Source organism: Flavobacterium sp. (genome assembly GCF_044357305.1).
In the GTDB taxonomy this organism is placed as follows: Bacteria; Bacteroidota; Bacteroidia; order Flavobacteriales; family Flavobacteriaceae; genus Flavobacterium.
Map to the genome: position 1 here is coordinate 152,959 of NZ_JBIKPS010000001.1, position 17,795 is coordinate 170,753.

Below are 17,795 nucleotides of genomic sequence, written 5' to 3' on the forward strand. Positions count from 1 at the left end.
TATAACGTCGGATTAATTTATTTTATTCGGAATTAATTCTTCATAAATTTACTACCCGCTGTTCCTTTATCCGAAGTAACTTTTATAAAATAAGTTCCTGTTTTTAAACTCGAAACATCTATTGAATTGTTGTTTCCAGTAGCTATCAATACCAATTGACCTAGCGTATTATAGATGCTTATAGAACTTATAGCGCTTCCCTTTTTGGATTTAATGTTTATTATTCCGTTAGTTGGGTTAGGGTACAAACTAAAATAATCCTTAAAATCAAAGTCGTTAGTTGCCAATGACTGAATAGTTGTAGATGCAGTATTGGTTATTATAGGAAAATTATAATCAAAATAGATATTGGCCTTGTTGGTAAAGGTATCCCCAAGAACTAAACTAGGTAACGTCTTAATTTTATACGCTACATACCCATCGTTAGAATTGTTTTCAAATGGCAAATTGATGTTTTCAAATATAAATTCTACTTTGTTATTTGCCGATATTCTGGTTACAAATGGATGGCTGGCAGTAACAGGTGTTAAACTGCTAACATCAAATTTAGATAAATCAATTAGATCTTTTACCACTACATTTTCTGCAGGAAAGGTTCCTGTATTTTCAAATCGGATGATGTAATGTACATACTTTCCGATGGCAGCTGGTTCCACCGCAGGGCCCTCAGCACAGATTTTATCATTTGGATCTAAAGAATTGACTACTAATTGTTTTAAGTCTTGATTATTATCATAAGGAAGTTCGTCGTTTACAATAGGAAAAACAGTAGCTCTATAACCTAAATAATCCCCAGAATTAATTGGCGGGGTTTGTATTGGTGAATTTATTTGTACGACAAAAACTATAGATCTAGATTCCGAAGGTAGTAAATTAACATAATTCCAAGTGATAAGACTGGAAGCTTGATTGGAAAAATCGGGCACTGAAGCAACAAAATTGGATTTATTATCGTCAAATGCCATTTCTACATATCCCGATTGCGGTGTAGTTCCTTTGTTTTTATAAATTATTTTATAGCTGGCGTTAAACCCAGGTCTTGCTGGAGTTATCGGAAAAATACTGACCTCTATATCGGTATGACTTCCGTTTGCTGTAGTGCAAAAGTTTTGAAGGAACGGACTAGTTGCATCCGGAAATATTACAGAACTACTTGTAGGAGAAATGTTGAAATAACTCGAGTTTTCAACCAATGGTGTTATAGTGTAAGTCCCTTCAATAACAGGCAAAGAATAATCTCCTAAATTATTAGATATCACAATACTTGTATTGGTTCCATCGGTGATTGAAAAGGATTTAAAAGCACTGTTTAAATCGTTGGTGCCACAACCATTTGCATCCGCATCATATTTACTATTTCCTTGAATGGAGAAGAAATTTCCTCCTGGACTGAACGAGCAATACGAATTTAGATTGCAGTTAGTATAACTATATTGGGTGATTTGATTTTGAATGCTGTTGATCATTCCTTCATCGGCACAGATGAAACGTAAATTAGGACAACTTCCAAAAACCAAGCTACTGTTGGGAGCACTATTTTTTAAATTCAAGAAAGTAAGTTGCGGACAATTGTAACAATTAAAAGACCCTAATGCTGGAAATTCAGAAACATCCAAACTCGTTATTAGATTTCCATAGCAAGAAAAAGTGTTAACTTCGTTGTGTCCTGATAGATTCATCGAAGTAATGTCGTTGCCTCCTATATATACGTCTCGAATACTGATTGCGCCATAAAAATCAAAGGTACTTAAGGCATTATCACTGATGTATAAACCAAAAAGGTATAAGCCGGTTAAATTTATAGCATTGGATGTAATCTGATTACTATTTAAGTTCAAATTATTCAGATAAATATTGCTTGTAAAATTGACAGAGGTCAACTGATTACTAAGCGCTCTGAGCACTCTTAATTCTGTAAAAGCTTCAATACCCGTAAGATTCGTGATGCCACAATTGGATAGTTCTAATCCTCCAACAGCTGCAGCTTCGTTCACTTCAATTTCACCATTAAGATTAGTATCTATTTTAATATAACTCCCACTAATGTTTGTAGCAACATTTACATATTGAGAAGCCTGAAGTAGCCTGTTTTTAAACTGCACATCGGGAATGGCAACAATTTGAGAATAACCAATATTAAAAAGGAAACTTAATGCAATTAGAAAATAAATTTTTTTCATTAGTTTATTATTTGAGGTAAAATGTAATATTTCTTTTTGGGTGTTAATTTTAAGTTGTTTATTCAAAAGAGTATTGTTTTTTCAATTCAATTTTTTTCAATTGAATTGAAAAAGCATCTATTAGTTTTTAATAAACTTGCTACTAGTAGTTCCAATATTGGATACAATTTTTATAAAATAACTCCCTGTTTTTAAGCTAGAGACATCTATAGAATTGCGATCGCCCGTTGAAATAAGTACCAATTGTCCTATAGTATTATAAATGCTTGTGGAACTAATTGCAATATCTTTTTGGGTTTTAATATTCAAAACGCTATCCGTTGGATTCGGATACAAACTAAAATAATCCTTAAAATCAAAATCGGAAGTTGCCAAAGCTTGTATCGTGGTAGAGGCCAAATTGGTTATGATTGGAAAATTATAATCAAAATAAATATTGGCTTTATTGGTAAAGGTGTCCCCCAAAACCAAACTTGGCAATGTTTTTATTTTAAATGCTACATAGCCATCATTAGTAGCATCTAAAAAAGGCAAATTGATGTTTTCAAATATGAATTCTACGTTATTATTTGCTGAGATTCGAGTCACAAATGGATGGCTGGAACTTACAGGTGTTAAAGTTGTAATATCAAATTTAGATAGGTCTATTAGGTCTTTTACCACTACATTTTCTGCTGGATAGGTTCCAGTATTTTCAAATCGGATGATGTAATGCACATACTTTCCGACACTTTCTGGTCCAACGAAAGGTCCTTCTGCACAGGTTTTGTCATTTGGATCTAAAGAATTAACCACTATTTGTTTTAAATCTTGATTATTGTCATAAGGAAGCTCATCGTTTACAACAGGAAAAACAGTTGCTCTATAACCTAAATAATCACCAGAATTAATTGGCGGGGTTTGTGTAGGTGAATTTACCTGTACCACAAAAACAATTTCACGCGATTCAAGAGGCAACAAATTGGAGTAATTCCAAGTTATAAAACCGTTACTCTGACTTGAAAGTAATGGAAATGAAGTGACAAAATTGGATTTATTATCGTCAAATGTCATTTCTAAATGTCCAGATTGTGTGGTTGTCCCTTTGTTTTTATATACTATTTTATAACTAGCATTAAACCCTGGTCTTGCAGGACTGATTGGAAAAAGGCTAACTTCCAAATCGTTGTGGATTCCATTTGGAGCAAGACAAAAATTTTGAACGAACGGACTTGCAGTTGCAGGAAAACTAACCTGAACCATTGGGGGTGTACTATTGAAATAGGCTGCGTTTTCTAATACAGGAGTTACTGTATGGGTTCCTTCTGCCATATATATAGAATAATTGCCGGAAGCATCAGGAATAATGATTGAAGAAATACTGCCATTGGATATAATAAATTTCTGATTTGGAAATGCCATATCGGATGCATCACAACCATTAGCATTTTCATCAAAAGTATTGGTGCCTTGAATAACATAAGATACGCCGCCCGGACTAAAACTACAATAAGCATTTACATGACAATCCGTATAGCCATATTGAGTGATTTTATTTTGAACAGAAACCGCTTCACTTTCATCAGAACAAATATATTTCAAAAGTGGTGTGTTAGAAAAATCAAGATTGCTCTCAAAAGCACCATTTTTTAAATTTATAGTATTCAAATTAGGATTGTTACTACAATTTAAGGTCCCCAATGCTCCATATGCGCTTACATCTAAAGTAGTTATCAAATTATTGGAACAATTTAAATTCATAATCCCTACTATATTGGTCAAATTTAAAGTTGTTATTTGATTGTTTTGTAGCGATAAAAGATTTACAAAAGTTAACCCAAACTGACTAATATTAGTAATAAAATTGCTATTTAATCCCAACCCTGTAAGGTGTAAACCAGAAAGATTTAACGAATTGGAAGTAATTAAATTATTCGTTAGAGATAAATTTCTTAAAAACAATAAATCACTAAAATCAGCAGTACTAATTTGATTTCCAGTTGCACTAAAGGTATTGATATTGGTAAAACTTTTTATGCCAGTTACATCCAAAATGGATGAATTACTGACATTTAAAGAATACACAGCGTTGGCTTCGCTTTGTTGAATTTGTCCATCTTGGTTTGCATCTACCCTTATATAGCTGCCACTGCTATTAGTTGCAATACTTACAAACGGAGTGGAACTAAGTATTTTATTTTTAAATTGCACATCGGGTATGGTAACAATTTGCGAATAAGCGCTAGTAAACAGAAAGCTTAGCACAAATAAGAAGTATTTTTTTTTCATAATGTTGAAATTCGAGGTCAAATGTAAGAATTTCAAGATAATAATAGGTTTATTTCACTTCATAACTATTATTCTCCGGCTTTACATCGGCCATTAAACCGCTTGGATCAATAATAATTTTCTTGATTTTATCTTTCGATTTATTAATTTCAAAAGTATAATTTGGATTTCCCCAGGCCCAATCTTTCAATACAGTTCTTGCAATTTCGGGGGTTGGGTTTTCTTTTTCAAAACTCATCATCCGCAACGGAATGTAAAAACTTTCTTTGCTGCCATCAGTATATTCCACCAAAATATCTATTGGCATGGGGGTTCTTCCGATGCGCTCTAAAGAAATCCCTGTTTTCGGAACACCATCGGTTGCGCCTTCTACGGCTTTAATGCCATAATCAATTGTATTTAGGGTTTCCGTCCAATCGGTTAAATACCAATCGAGATTTGCTCCTGAAACACGTTCTGCCGTGCGTTTAATGTCATTTGGAGTTGGATGTTTGAATCTGAATTCAGAATAATAACGTTTTACTGTTTTCATTAAATTTTCTTTTCCGATGAGGTACTGTATTTGTGCCAAAAATACTTCACCTTTACTGTAAGAAGCTATGCTATAACTTCTGTTTTCGTCATATCGATCAGCATGAGTAGAAAGAGGTTGTTCTTTTCCTGAATTAGCCAAATTAATGTATGATTTATAAGAACCTGCAAATGGATTTTCAGCTTTTTTATCAGCTAATTCGTTTAATCCTAAATCTTCAATAAATGATGTAAAGCCTTCGTCCATCCATGAATGTTTGCTTTCGTTAGTGGCTAAAATGTGTTGGAACCAAGAATGTCCCATTTCATGAGCAATTACACCAACCAATCCATCAAATGTTCCTTCTCCTAGAATTAAGGTACACATGGCATATTCCATTCCGCCATCGCCCCCTTGAATAACCGAATACTGTTGGTAAGGATATTTGCCTACAATTTTATTGTAGTATTCCATCAACTGCACCGTTTTAGGTTCGGCTTGTTTCCAGTTTTCAATGATCTTTGGATTGTTTTTGTAGATAAAATGCAAAGTCGTCCCAAAATTGGTAGGAACCACATCGTGAAGATAATTTTTATCGGCAGCCCAAGTAAAATCGTGCACATTTGGTGCAATAAAATGCCAAGTCAAGGTCTTTTGCTTTTTAGGAACGGTTACCACCACGTCTTTATCTTGGTAGTTAAATCCGATTTCGTTGCCATTTTGCAAATAGCCAGATCCGCCCAAAAGGTAGTTTTTATCGATGGTGATTTTTACATCAAAATTTCCCCAAACGCCATGAAATTCTCTAGCAATATAAGCATCAGCATGCCATCCTTCAAAATCAAATTCGGCCATTTTTGGATACCATTGCGCCATAGAAAGCTCTACCCCTTCTTTGTTATTTCTCCCCGATCTACGAATTTGAACCGGAACTTGCCCAGCAAAATCCAATGTAAAAGTGGTTGATTTTCCTGGAAGAATTGGTTTAGCAAGCGTAACTTCTAGAATGGTTTCTACTTCTTTTGCAACGGCAGTAACGTCATCTTGCTTGAAATTAGAAACGTGTAAATACCCAATTTCGTTAGGTTGCAATTTGGCAATTCTACTTTCTTTTATTTCTTTATCGCCAACTTTGGTTTTGGTAACCATACGGCCATCAGGATCTTTTATGGTTTGCAAACGCATATCCATTTCACTTCCGGGTTGGAAGGCATTGTTATACAAATGGTAAAAAACACGACGCAAGGTATCGGCAGAATTGTTGGTATAAACCAATTCTTGTTTGCCATGGTATTGGTAGGTTTTTACATCCATAGTAACCTCCATTTTATAGTCAACATGTTGCTGCCAATAGCCGGTGCTTTGTGCTACTAGTTTAGGAGTTCCTATTCCGATAAGGAGAAATAAAAGAGTCTTTTTCATATTTTTAAAAGAAAAAAGGAAGGGGTTAACCTTCCTTTCGGTGTGAATTAGTATTATTTTTTGCCTTTTTTAACTTTCGTTTTCACAGACATCTTTTCGGCCATAAGTAAAGCGTTGTAGGCATTTACAATTTTACCAGAAACACACGTAGTAGCAAATGGCATGGAGATTTTGGTTTCATCCACCGTTACGGTTTCCGTAATAGTAGTTCCAGAATCCATCAAAATGTGTTTCACTTGAGAGGCGGTAAGTTTTGGATAATACGAACGAACTAATGCTGCAACACCTGCTGCATTTGGAGCTGCCATAGAAGTTCCTTGCTCGTATTTGTAATCGTTGTTGGGAACCGTAGCATAAATTTCTACTCCAGGAGCAAAAACATCTACATTCTTAGCACCATAATTAGAAAAATCGGCTACTAATTCACTGCCATATTTATTATTTAAGGCTCCAATTGTTAGTAAATTATCAGAGATTTCTTTTCCGTTCATTTCATCCGTTGGAAAGTTTGGTTTGGCATCTACACTTTTAGCATCGTTTCCTGCTGCGTGAACAATTAAAACGTCTTTGCTAGCCGCATATTTAATAGCATCCCAAACCCATTCTTTGTGAGGAGAATAATCTTTACCGAAACTTCCGTTGATTACTTTAGCACCATTATCTACCGCATAACGAATAGCAAGAGCAATATCTTTGTCGTATTCATCGCCATTTGGCACCGCACGAACGGCCAAGATTTCTACATTATCCGCCACTACACCATCGCCACCTTTATCGTTTCCACGAATTTGAGCAATAATTCCCGCAACGTGGGTTCCGTGAAGGGCATCTTCTACATTTGGACCTTTCACATTTCCGTTTCCGTAATGGGTTTCTTTCATGTCTTCTGGATTATCACCTACTTTTCTACCTGAAAAATCTACATTCAAATTGAAATTTAATTGGTCATAAACATAATCCGAATAGGATTTTATTTCGTCTTGAAAACCTTCCCCCGCTTGAGAAGCAATACTCGACATAATCATTTTACTTCGAGACAAACCAGCATCGGTAGTAACAATCGCTTTAAGTTCCTCTATACTGTATTTGTCTTTTTTCAATTCTTCGCGAATGGCTTTGTCTGCCGCAACAATCATATCCACTTGCTTTTTCTGAGGCGTTAAACCCTCTAATTTTTTGTCTAATTCTGCTTTCGCAGATTTGTAAATTTCTGATCCGTCGTCCCCTTTTTTCACGATACGAGTCAACTCTAAATTTTCGTTAGTTGCTTCGCCAAGAAAGTTCCATCCGTGAACGTCGTCTACAAATCCATTTTTGTCATCGTCAATATTATTACCCGGAATTTCTTTGGTATTGGTCCAGATTTTACCTTTTAAATCTTCGTGATCAATATCCAATCCGGAATCTACAACACCCACAATAATTTTGGTTCCTTTTTTGTTTTTCAAAAGCTCCGCATAAGCTTTATCCACACTCATTCCAGGGATGGAGTCTTTTTTTAAATCCAAATCACTCCAACGTTGCTTTTGAAGTTCGGTTAATTCGGTTTTTTTAGCAATAAAAGTGTTGGTGCTTTGTTGTGCATTTATAGACGCACTGGCCATAAGGGCTATAGCCGAAATGTAGAATGGGTTAAGTTTCATTTTGTTAATTTTATTTGATAATTGCGATAAAAATATTGTCTTTAAATAGAATTTCCGAAAGGATTAACACTAAATTAAGAGGTCTTCACAACGGAAAACTTCTTTTAGTCGAACCCCTTTTTCTGTTTTTTCTACAGTAATGATTTCGTTATGGGCATCGTGTTCTAGAAAAAGATAGAAATTTAGCTCTGCTGCTTGGGTAAGAAATTTTGTTTTTTCGGGCATGGTTAGCAAGGGTCTTGTGTCGTATCCCATTACATAAGGAATTGGCACATGCCCTGCAGTGGGCAATAAATCGGCTGGGAAACAAATGGTTTTCCCTTGGAAATCAATGTAAGGCACCATCATTTTTTCGGTATGCCCGTCTACAAAGAAAATACCAAAACCTAATTCTGATTTTTCTACAAAATCGCCTTCGGTTCTTTTGATAAAATTAAGATGTCCGCTTTCTTGCATCGGAATAATATTCTCGTGCAAAAACGATGCTTTTTCCCTTGGGTTTGGTTTGGTTGCCCATTCCCAATGGTTTTCGTTGGTCCAATAGTTAGCATTTTTAAAAGCGACTTCGTAACCGGTTTTGTCTTTATTCCAATTTACGCTACCGCCACAATGGTCGAAATGCAAATGGGTCATAAAAACATCAGTAACATCGTCCCGATGGAAACCATATTTAGCCAAAGATTTGTCTAACGAATTCGTTCCCCACAACGAATAATAGCTAAAAAATTTATCCGACTGTTTGTTCCCCATTCCAGTATCAATAAGGATTAAACGGTTCCCCTCTTCAATTAAAAGGCAACGCGCAGCAATATCGATAAGGTTATTTTCGTCTGCCGGATTGGTTTTATTCCAGATGGTTTTTGGCACCACACCAAACATTGCTCCACCATCTAATTTAAAATTTCCTGCTTCTATTGGGTATAGTTTCATTTGTTAAAAAGTTTTGTTTATGTGTAAAATGCCTTCGATTATTCTTTTTTTAATTTTAGATAATGCAATTGGTTTTTTTAGAATTGGAGGATCTATATTGGGATCAATATCGCCAAAATATTCTAAGCCTTTTAAAGCAATTAATTTATTACTATTAGGGTATTTTATTTGATAAAAGTTTAGCATTTGGTTTACCGAAAAATGTTCTAGAAGATAATAAATATCAATAAAATCTTTTAATCTTTTGCCCGATCCAACTATTGCATTTAATTTCATGGCTGCAATATCTTCAAGTGAAAGATAGGTTATTCCTTCTTCGGTAATAGGCTCTTTAACAAATGGATAATCGTGTTTAATAAAATCTGTTTTAATCGTGTTTATAAAACACATCAAAGTGTTTTTTCTTTCGAAAGATTTGCTAAAAGTATTGTTTGGAGATACTATTTCTTCAATTTCTTGAGTTGAAAAATCATTTTGGGTAAACAAATCAATATCGATAGAATTTCGATGACCTAATTTCAAAGCAAGAGCGGTTCCTCCAACCAAATAAAACTCTTTCAAAACATCCAAAGATTGTAATTCTTGAATTAAGGTAAAAGTTTCAGGTTTAATAATAAAGGGATCTTTACACAGCATTGAAATAATCGGATTTTAAAAACAATTTGCTAAAATTTTTATCTCTTTCTTGAAGTTGAGCAGACCAATCAATAGTTTCTAAAATTTTTTCGATGGGGTAGTAAGAAACAATTTCTTTCCAATTTTCCATAGTCCCTCTTTCTAATACCCTTTCAATAACAATCTTATAGGACTTGTCATAGTTGAAGGTTTTTAAATCGTATTCCCAAAGGAGAAAGGCTGGAATGTTGGGTTTATGCTTCATGGTTTTTCAAAATTGCAATAAAAATACAAAAAATGTGACATAAATCAATTTTTTCTATCGAATCATACGTTATAAAAATGTTATTGCTTGTGGGAAAAAAGGATATTTGTAGTAACTTTGTCCTTTATTTAGACAAAATCAAAATAAGGAACCAAAAGAGTTTTCAAAGAAACCATAATTAAATAGAGTGTTTCTTTGCGAATTTCAGAACTCCTTTTAAAATAAATAACAATAATGTTATGATAAAAGTATCCGATACTGCAAGCAAAAAAATTATCGATATGATGCAAGACGACGGTTTTAACCCATCTCAAGATTACGTTCGTGTGGGCGTAAAAAGCGGTGGTTGTTCGGGCTTGTCTTACGAATTGAAATTCGATAAAGAATTGGGTGAAAACGATAAGGTTTTTGAAGATAATCACGTAAAAATTGCTGTTGAAAAAAAATCGTTTTTGTATTTAGCCGGAACGGTTTTAGAATTTTCTGGCGGTTTGAACGGAAAAGGATTTGTATTTAATAATCCTAACGCAAGCAGAACTTGCGGCTGTGGGGAAAGTTTTTCACTATAAAAATTCCAGAAATTAATTATTTGAACCATTAAGAAATTAAGAAAATTAAGACTTAATGAAACTTAATATCTTAATGGTTTTAAAAAAAATATAATGTCAAAATATACAGAAGACGATTTAAAAATCGAATTGGAAACTAAAGAATACGAATACGGATTCTACACCGAATTAGATTCGGAGACCTTTCCTATTGGGTTAAATGAAGATATTGTTCGTGCTATTTCTTTGAAAAAAGAAGAGCCGCAATGGATGACCGATTGGCGTATTGAGGCTTTTCGGGCTTGGGAGCAAATGATTGAGCCAGAATGGGCAAACGTGCATTATGAAAAACCAGATTTTCAGGCGATTTCCTATTATTCAGCACCTAAAAAAGCAGATCCAAATAAAACATTGGACGATGTTGATCCAGACCTTTTGGAAATGTACAAAAAACTAGGAATATCGATCGACGAACAAAAAATGATGAACAATGTCGCAATGGATATTGTAGTCGATTCGGTTTCGGTTGCTACTACTTTCAAAAAAACATTGGCTGAAAAAGGTATTATTTTCATGAGTATTTCGGAAGCGATTCGCGAATATCCAGAATTGGTTCAGAAATATTTAGGAACAGTCGTTCCGCAAAAAGATAATTTTTATGCCGCATTAAATTCGGCTGTTTTCTCTGACGGAAGTTTCTGTTACATTCCTAAAGGCGTTCGTTGCCCAATGGAATTATCTACGTATTTCCGAATCAATCAAGCCGGTACAGGTCAATTTGAAAGAACGCTTTTAATTGCGGATGCTGGTAGTTATGTTTCGTATCTTGAAGGTTGTACTGCGCCAAGCAGAGATGAAAATCAATTGCATGCTGCCGTGGTAGAATTAGTTGCCATGGAAGATGCAGAAATTAAATATTCAACGGTACAAAACTGGTACCCAGGAAATAAAGAAGGTAAAGGCGGAGTTTTTAATTTCGTTACTAAAAGAGGAATTTGCGAAAAAAATGCAAAAATATCTTGGACGCAAGTCGAAACTGGGTCTGCAGTAACCTGGAAATATCCATCGGTTGTTTTGAAAGGCGATAATTCTATTGGCGAATTTTACTCGATTGCGGTAACCAATAATTTCCAACAAGCCGACACCGGAACCAAGATGGTACATTTGGGAAAAAATACCAGATCAACTATTATTTCTAAAGGAATTTCGGCAGGAAGATCGCAAAATAGTTATAGAGGTTTGGTTCGAATTAGTGCCAATGCCGAAAACGCCCGTAATTTTTCGCAATGCGATTCGCTTTTAATGGGAAATAATTGTGGCGCACACACGTTTCCGTACATCGAAAGTAAAAATGCTTCCGCAAAAATTGAGCACGAAGCCACAACTTCTAAAATTGGAGAAGACCAAGTTTTTTATTGCAACCAACGAGGCATTCCAACTGAAAAAGCTATTGCTTTAATCGTAAACGGTTTTAGTAAAGAAGTATTGAATAAATTACCAATGGAATTTGCTGTAGAGGCTCAGAAATTATTGGAAATTTCGTTGGAAGGAAGTGTTGGGTAAAGTTTGTATATTTGAATTAAAATTTATAAAATGAGAGCAATTGAAATAAAAACGCACACCAATCAATTTGGTGATCTAAAACTTAATTACTCATTGAAACAAAAAAATCAAAATGTCCGTGTGATAATTTTGGTGGAAGAAGAAAATAAAGAAAAATTGTGGATGGAAGGTATTGCTTCAAATCCTGCTTTTAATTTTTTGAAGGAAGAAGCAGAAATATATTCAATAAACGACGGAGAACCTATTAAAAATGAAAAATAGTATCGTTTTAGTCCCTTTTCCATTTGATGATTTTTCATCTGTAAAAGTTAGACCAGCGCTTTTTAATGCTAGAATTGTTGAGAAAAAACTTTTAAAATTGTTCGAAATAAAGCATGCAGAATAAATAAATTATAATTTCAAACATTAATATTATGGAATTAATTTTAAAAAACGTTAAGAAAAAAGATTTTCCATTGTTGAAATCATTGGCAAAATCATTGGGTTTTGAAATCGTTAAAGACGAAGAAAAACCATATAATCCGGAGTTTGTAAAAGAAATTTTGGAGGCAGAGCAAAGCATTAAGGAAGGGAAAGGAGTAAAAATAAAATTGGAAGATTTGTGGAAGTAATTTATTCTGAAAAAGCCCAAAGAGACAGGGAATACTGGAAAAAATCTGGCAATAAAGCAATTATGAATAAAATTACTGCTTTAATTAATGATATCCAATTGCACCCATTTGAAGGAATTGGAAAACCAGAACCTTTAAAATATAGTTTATCTGGCCGATGGTCTAGAAGAATAAATCAAGAACACCGAATAATTTATAGAGTTACAGAAGAAGAAACCATAGAAATATTAAATATTTTGTCTTTAAAAGGGCATTACGAATAAAAAGAACCATAAATGTTATCAATAAAAAACTTACACGCTTCCATCGAAGATAAAGAAATATTAAAAGGAATCAACCTGCAAGTAAATGCTGGAGAAGTTCATGCCATAATGGGACCAAATGGTGCTGGAAAAAGCACACTTTCTTCCATTATTGCCGGAAATGAAAATTATACGGTTACTCAAGGTGAAATCCTTTTGGAAGGGGATGACATTTCTGAATTGGCTCCTGAGGAAAGAGCACATAAAGGGGTTTTCTTGTCGTTTCAATATCCCGTAGAAATTCCTGGAGTTTCGGTTACCAATTTCATTAAAACAGCCATTAATGAAAAACGTAAGGCCAACAAGCAAGAAGAAATGCCGGCCAACGAAATGCTGAAATTAATTCGTGAAAAATCGGAATTGTTAGAAATGGATCGTAAGTTTTTATCCCGTTCGTTAAACGAAGGTTTCTCAGGTGGTGAAAAAAAACGTAACGAAATTTTTCAAATGGCAATGTTAGAACCAAAATTAGCCATCCTAGACGAAACCGATTCTGGTTTGGATATTGATGCGCTTCGTATCGTTGCTAACGGCGTAAACAAACTTAAAAACGAAAATAACGCGGTGTTAGTAATCACGCACTACCAACGTTTGTTAGATTATATTATTCCGGACTTTGTTCACGTTTTGATGGATGGAAAAATAGTAAAATCAGGCGGAAAAGAATTGGCTTACGAGTTGGAAGAAAAAGGATACGATTGGATTAAAAGTGAATTAGTCTAACTGTTTGTAGTTTATTGTTTATGGTTCTTACAACCATAAACTAAAAACCATAAACCATAAACAAATAAAATGGATTTAAAAGAAAAATTAGTATCGTCTTTCATGGCATTTGAAGAGCAAATTGATGTGACTTCTCAGTTGCATGATGTTCGTACTTTAGCAATAAAAAACTTCGAAAATAAAGGCTTTCCAAGCAAAAAAGAGGAGGCTTGGAAATATACTTCGCTGAATTCCATTTTGAAAAATGATTATTCGGTGTTTCCAAAACACGAAAATTCTATTGAATTTGCAGAAGTAAAAAAATACTTTTTGCACGAAATAGATACTTTTAAAGTGATTTTTGTGGATGGAAAATTCTCTTCGTTTTTATCCTCTACTTCCCACGATGGATTGGATGTTTGCTTAATGTCTTCGGCATTGACCAAACCAAAATACAAGATGATTATTGATGAATATTTCAACAAAATTGCCAGCAAAGAAGAGAGTTTAACTTCACTAAATACCGCTTTCGCAAATGAAGGAGCCTATATAAATATCCCAAAAAGCAAGGTAGTTGAAAAACCAATTGAGATCATTTATTTTTCTACCGGAGTGGAAGATGCCTTGATGGTGCAACCACGAAACTTGGTAATTGTGGGAGAAAATGCTCATGTTCAAATTATAGAAAGACATCAAAGTTTGAATGAAAATCCTGTGTTGACGAATTCCGTTACCGAGATTTTTGCTCAAAAACGCGCTATCGTAGATTACTATAAAATTCAAAATGATTTGCAATCGGCAAACTTGGTGGATAACACCTATATTTCTCAAAAACAAGAAAGTAGAGTTTCGGTTCATACGTTTTCTTTTGGTGGAAACATCACTCGAAACAACCTGAATTTCTATCATTTTGGCGAACGAATTGATTCGACTTTAAAAGGAATTACCATCATTGGTGACAAGCAACACGTAGATCATTACACTTTGGTAAATCACGCTACACCCAATTGTGAAAGCCATCAAAACTATAAAACGATTCTTGCCGATAATTCTACAGGGGTTTTCAACGGAAAAATTTATGTTGAAAGAGAAGCCCAAAAAACGAATGCTTTTCAAAAAAATAATAACATTTTATTAGGTGATAAAGCAACTATAAATGCAAAACCACAATTGGAAATCTTTGCAGATGATGTAAAATGTTCGCACGGTTGCACTATCGGTCAATTGGACGAAAGCGCTATGTTTTATATGCAACAACGCGGAATTCCGAAGAAAGAAGCCAAGGCATTATTGATGTATGCCTTTTCTAACGAAGTCATCGAAAGCATTAAAATACCCGAATTAAAACAACGAATTACTAAAATTATTGCTACTAAATTAGGGGTTAGTTTAGGATTTGATTTATAAAATAAGACCGATAAATTTATCAAAAGAGCGCAAGATTTTATTCTTTGCGCTCTTTTTTGTTTTTATCTTAGTTCTTTTTTGATAAACTTCCAGTAACCCCACTTAAAAACCTATTGAAGTCAAATTTTTCACTCAAGCCAAGATGTACAATTACTAAATCCCGACTTGGGAAAATTGCAACCATTTGCCCTTGGTATCCGCTGGCATAATACATTTCTCTTGGTACATCTGGAAAATGACCTCCTGCGTTTAACCAAAATTGTGCGCCATATCTCCCATTGGAAGTATTGGTAGGTGTTGCCACATAGTTAGCCCAACTTTCGTCAAACAATTGCTCGCCATTCCAGTTGCCTTTATGGAGGTATAATAAACCAAATTTTCCCCAATCTCTCGCAGTTGCCCATCCATAAGAGGAACCTACAAAATTTCCAGCCATATCGGTTTCAACCAGCGCCGAATTCATCCCGATTTTGTCTAACAAATTAGTGTACCAAAAATCTAAATATTCTTGATGGGTTTTGAATTGATTTCTTAAAATCCCAGATAATAAATTGGTAGTTCCCGAGGAATAATTCCAATGGGTGTTGGGTGCGAATGCAAGGGGTTTTTCCAATTGTGCTCGGCTCATGTTTTCGGCTTGAAAAAGCATTTTGGTAGCATCACAAATTTTATCGTATTTCTCTTCCCATTCCAAGCCAGAGTTCATGTGCAGTAAATCATTTAGAGTGATTTTAGCACGATTATCCTTTTTCCATTCGGTAATTGGCGCAGGTTTTGTAACATCTATTTTACCTTGTTTTTGCAAAATACCAAACATAGTAGCCGTGATACTTTTAGTCATCGACCAGCCTAAAAGTCTAGAATTTTTATTGAAATTAGTGTCGTATTTTTCGGCAATAATTTTGTCTTTATATATTACTAAAATAGCCCGAGTTCGCTTTGATTTTTCACCTTTTTTATCAAATGCATTTGCTACAGTAGCATTTAATTTTTTGTAATCGATATTGGTAAAAACCGTGTCTTTTGGCTCGTTATTTCCATACGGAAAAGGTAAATTGTTCTCTAATTTTTTTCTTTTTGGAACATTATAAGGTTTTGAAACGTCAAAATCGTCGTTGATTAAAGTTGCGCCAAGTCCTTCACGATATATGGCTTTACGTTCTTTTAAACCATAAACTGTTGCTGTTACATATTTTTCAGTAGCATCAATTGTGTTTTTTGCCCAATCAATTTTCGGAATATCGTTATCTCCCTGTTGGATGGTTTCCAATGATCGATTATCCAAAAAATGACCCGAAGCCACGCTTTTGGATGCAAATCCAGATATTAAATCGAGTTGTGGATAAATTGCTGTTCGAAGATAAACTAAAAGCAAGAAAAGTAAAACAGCAAAGATTTTAAAGAATTTTTTCATTTGAAACATTTTTCATGCAATTTATAAAAAAAAGCGAAACTATTTACTTTACACTTGTGTCAGATTAAGTTCAATAAGCTTTTAAAGCTTGATTTTTTATAATTCTTTCACGGTTTAATTTATTAACAAACGTTTGAGAAAATTCAACTTCAAAATGTGTACTTTTGTATTTAGAATTTTTATAAATAAGGATGTTAGATATAAATAAAATAAGAGCCGATTTTCCGATACTTTCACAAAAAGTAAACGGAAAACCCTTGGTATATTTCGATAACGGTGCTACTTCACAAAAACCAAAAGTTGTGATTGACGCCATTACAAAGTATTACGAAGAAATTAATGCCAACATTCATCGTGGCGTTCACACATTAAGCCAATTAGCTACAGATGCTTACGAAATTTCTCGTGGTAAAATTCAAACTCATATTAGCGCAAAATTTCCTTATGAAGTGATTTTCACATCGGGAACAACCCACGGAATTAATGCTATTGCCAATGGTTTTGCTTCGATATTAAAATCGGGCGATGAGGTATTGGTTTCGGCTTTAGAACACCACAGTAATATTGTTCCTTGGCAAATGTTGTGCGAACGAACAGGTGCTGTTTTGAAGGTAATTCCGATGAACGAAAATGGGGAATTAATCCTTTCTGAATTTGATAAATTACTTTCTGATAAAACTAAAATTGTTACTGTCAATCATATTTCTAATGCGTTAGGAACTTTAAATCCAGTAAAATATATTATTGACAAAGCACATCAAGTTGGAGCAGCTGTTTTAATCGATGGTGCCCAAGCTGTACCACATTTAAAACCAAATGTTCAAGAACTGGATTGCGATTTTTATGTGTTTTCTGGTCACAAAATATGCGGTCCAACAGGAGTTGGAATTTTGTACGGAAAAGAAGAATGGCTTAGAAAATTACCTCCTTATCAAGGTGGTGGAGAAATGATAGCAACGGTTTCGTTCGAGAAAACTACCTATGCCGATTTACCACATAAATTTGAAGCAGGTACTCCAAATATAGAAGCAGGAATTGTGCTTGGAACTGCAATAGATTATCTTAATGAAATTGGTTTTGATGACATTGCTGCACACGAACATGAATTGTTGGTTTATGCAACTGAAAAATTACTACAAATAGAAGGTTTAAAAATCTTCGGAACCGCTAAAGAAAAAACATCGGTAATTTCGTTTAACATTGATGGAATTCATCCGTATGATATTGGCACGATTATCGATAAATTAGGAATAGCAGTACGAACCGGACATCATTGCGCGCAACCAATCATGGATTACTTTAAAATTCCGGGAACGATAAGAGCAAGTTTTGCCTTTTATAATACCAAAGAAGAAATTGATATCTTTGTAGAAGGAGTAAAAAAAGCTCAAATGATGTTGTCTTAAAAAATAAA

Annotated in this window: 17 protein-coding genes; 9 read left to right on the top strand and 8 right to left on the bottom strand. The window is 34.3% G+C overall.

Going from position 1 to position 17,795, the window contains the following annotated elements:
* Positions 1 to 32: 32 nt before the first annotated feature.
* The 7 genes from ACIQ2J_RS00685 to ACIQ2J_RS00715 all read right to left on the bottom strand — a co-directional run bounded on the left by ACIQ2J_RS00685 (position 33) and on the right by ACIQ2J_RS00715 (position 9,834).
* A complete protein-coding gene (locus ACIQ2J_RS00685; RefSeq protein ID WP_396165477.1) occupies positions 33 to 2,180 on the bottom strand; it encodes a T9SS type A sorting domain-containing protein in 2,148 nt (715 codons plus the stop codon).
* A gap of 120 nt (positions 2,181 to 2,300) precedes the next feature.
* Entirely contained in the window at positions 2,301 to 4,448 is a 2,148-nt protein-coding gene (locus tag ACIQ2J_RS00690; protein WP_396165479.1) for a T9SS type A sorting domain-containing protein, read from the bottom strand.
* A 49-nt stretch (positions 4,449 to 4,497) separates the two neighbouring features.
* Complete coding sequence (locus ACIQ2J_RS00695; RefSeq protein WP_396165482.1) at positions 4,498 to 6,381, bottom strand: M1 family metallopeptidase; 1,884 nt, start codon at positions 6,379 to 6,381, stop codon at positions 4,498 to 4,500.
* Positions 6,382 to 6,434: 53 nt separating this feature from the next.
* Complete coding sequence (locus ACIQ2J_RS00700; RefSeq protein ID WP_396165484.1) at positions 6,435 to 8,024, bottom strand: S8 family peptidase; 1,590 nt, start codon at positions 8,022 to 8,024, stop codon at positions 6,435 to 6,437.
* Between the two features lie 69 nt (positions 8,025 to 8,093).
* Positions 8,094 to 8,954, bottom strand: coding sequence for an MBL fold metallo-hydrolase (locus ACIQ2J_RS00705; RefSeq protein ID WP_396165487.1), 861 nt, complete (start codon positions 8,952 to 8,954; stop codon positions 8,094 to 8,096).
* 3 nt (positions 8,955 to 8,957) lie between these two features.
* A complete protein-coding gene (locus ACIQ2J_RS00710) occupies positions 8,958 to 9,590 on the bottom strand; it encodes a nucleotidyl transferase AbiEii/AbiGii toxin family protein (RefSeq protein WP_396165489.1) in 633 nt (210 codons plus the stop codon).
* Complete coding sequence (locus ACIQ2J_RS00715; RefSeq protein WP_396165491.1) at positions 9,580 to 9,834, bottom strand: DUF6922 domain-containing protein; 255 nt, start codon at positions 9,832 to 9,834, stop codon at positions 9,580 to 9,582. Before ACIQ2J_RS00715 ends, ACIQ2J_RS00710 begins: the two co-directional genes overlap by 11 nt.
* A 239-nt stretch (positions 9,835 to 10,073) precedes the next feature.
* Between ACIQ2J_RS00715 and ACIQ2J_RS00720 the strand changes: the two genes are divergently transcribed.
* From ACIQ2J_RS00720 to sufD, 8 genes are all read left to right on the top strand, one after another.
* The gene (locus tag ACIQ2J_RS00720) at positions 10,074 to 10,403 is read left to right on the top strand and encodes a HesB/IscA family protein (RefSeq protein WP_396165493.1); all 330 of its coding nucleotides are present in this window, start codon (positions 10,074 to 10,076) and stop codon (positions 10,401 to 10,403) included.
* Positions 10,404 to 10,496: 93 nt separating this feature from the next.
* Positions 10,497 to 11,945, top strand: coding sequence for a Fe-S cluster assembly protein SufB (gene sufB / locus ACIQ2J_RS00725; protein ID WP_396165496.1), 1,449 nt, complete (start codon positions 10,497 to 10,499; stop codon positions 11,943 to 11,945).
* 30 nt (positions 11,946 to 11,975) lie between these two features.
* Complete coding sequence (locus tag ACIQ2J_RS00730) at positions 11,976 to 12,206, top strand: hypothetical protein (protein ID WP_396165498.1); 231 nt, start codon at positions 11,976 to 11,978, stop codon at positions 12,204 to 12,206.
* Positions 12,196 to 12,330 carry a hypothetical protein gene (locus ACIQ2J_RS00735; protein WP_396165501.1) on the top strand — a complete coding sequence of 45 codons (135 nt, stop codon included), beginning with the start codon at positions 12,196 to 12,198 and terminating at the stop codon, positions 12,328 to 12,330. The genes ACIQ2J_RS00730 and ACIQ2J_RS00735 overlap by 11 nt, the downstream gene beginning before the upstream one ends.
* Positions 12,331 to 12,358: 28 nt before the next feature.
* Entirely contained in the window at positions 12,359 to 12,556 is a 198-nt protein-coding gene (locus ACIQ2J_RS00740; RefSeq protein WP_396165503.1) for a DUF2683 family protein, read from the top strand.
* Entirely contained in the window at positions 12,547 to 12,819 is a 273-nt protein-coding gene (locus tag ACIQ2J_RS00745) for a Txe/YoeB family addiction module toxin (protein WP_396165504.1), read from the top strand. The genes ACIQ2J_RS00740 and ACIQ2J_RS00745 overlap by 10 nt, the downstream gene beginning before the upstream one ends.
* A 12-nt stretch (positions 12,820 to 12,831) precedes the next feature.
* A complete protein-coding gene (gene sufC / locus ACIQ2J_RS00750; RefSeq protein ID WP_396165506.1) occupies positions 12,832 to 13,581 on the top strand; it encodes a Fe-S cluster assembly ATPase SufC in 750 nt (249 codons plus the stop codon).
* A 69-nt stretch (positions 13,582 to 13,650) separates the two neighbouring features.
* Positions 13,651 to 14,967: a Fe-S cluster assembly protein SufD gene (gene sufD / locus ACIQ2J_RS00755; RefSeq protein WP_396165508.1), complete on the top strand. Its 1,317-nt coding sequence runs from the start codon at positions 13,651 to 13,653 to the stop codon at positions 14,965 to 14,967.
* Positions 14,968 to 15,034: 67 nt separating this feature from the next.
* Here sufD and ACIQ2J_RS00760 read toward each other — a convergent pair whose 3' ends face one another.
* Positions 15,035 to 16,381, bottom strand: coding sequence for a serine hydrolase domain-containing protein (locus tag ACIQ2J_RS00760; protein ID WP_396165511.1), 1,347 nt, complete (start codon positions 16,379 to 16,381; stop codon positions 15,035 to 15,037).
* 191 nt (positions 16,382 to 16,572) lie between these two features.
* Between ACIQ2J_RS00760 and ACIQ2J_RS00765 the strand changes: the two genes are divergently transcribed.
* Complete coding sequence (locus ACIQ2J_RS00765; RefSeq protein ID WP_396165513.1) at positions 16,573 to 17,787, top strand: aminotransferase class V-fold PLP-dependent enzyme; 1,215 nt, start codon at positions 16,573 to 16,575, stop codon at positions 17,785 to 17,787.
* Positions 17,788 to 17,795 lie beyond the last annotated feature (8 nt).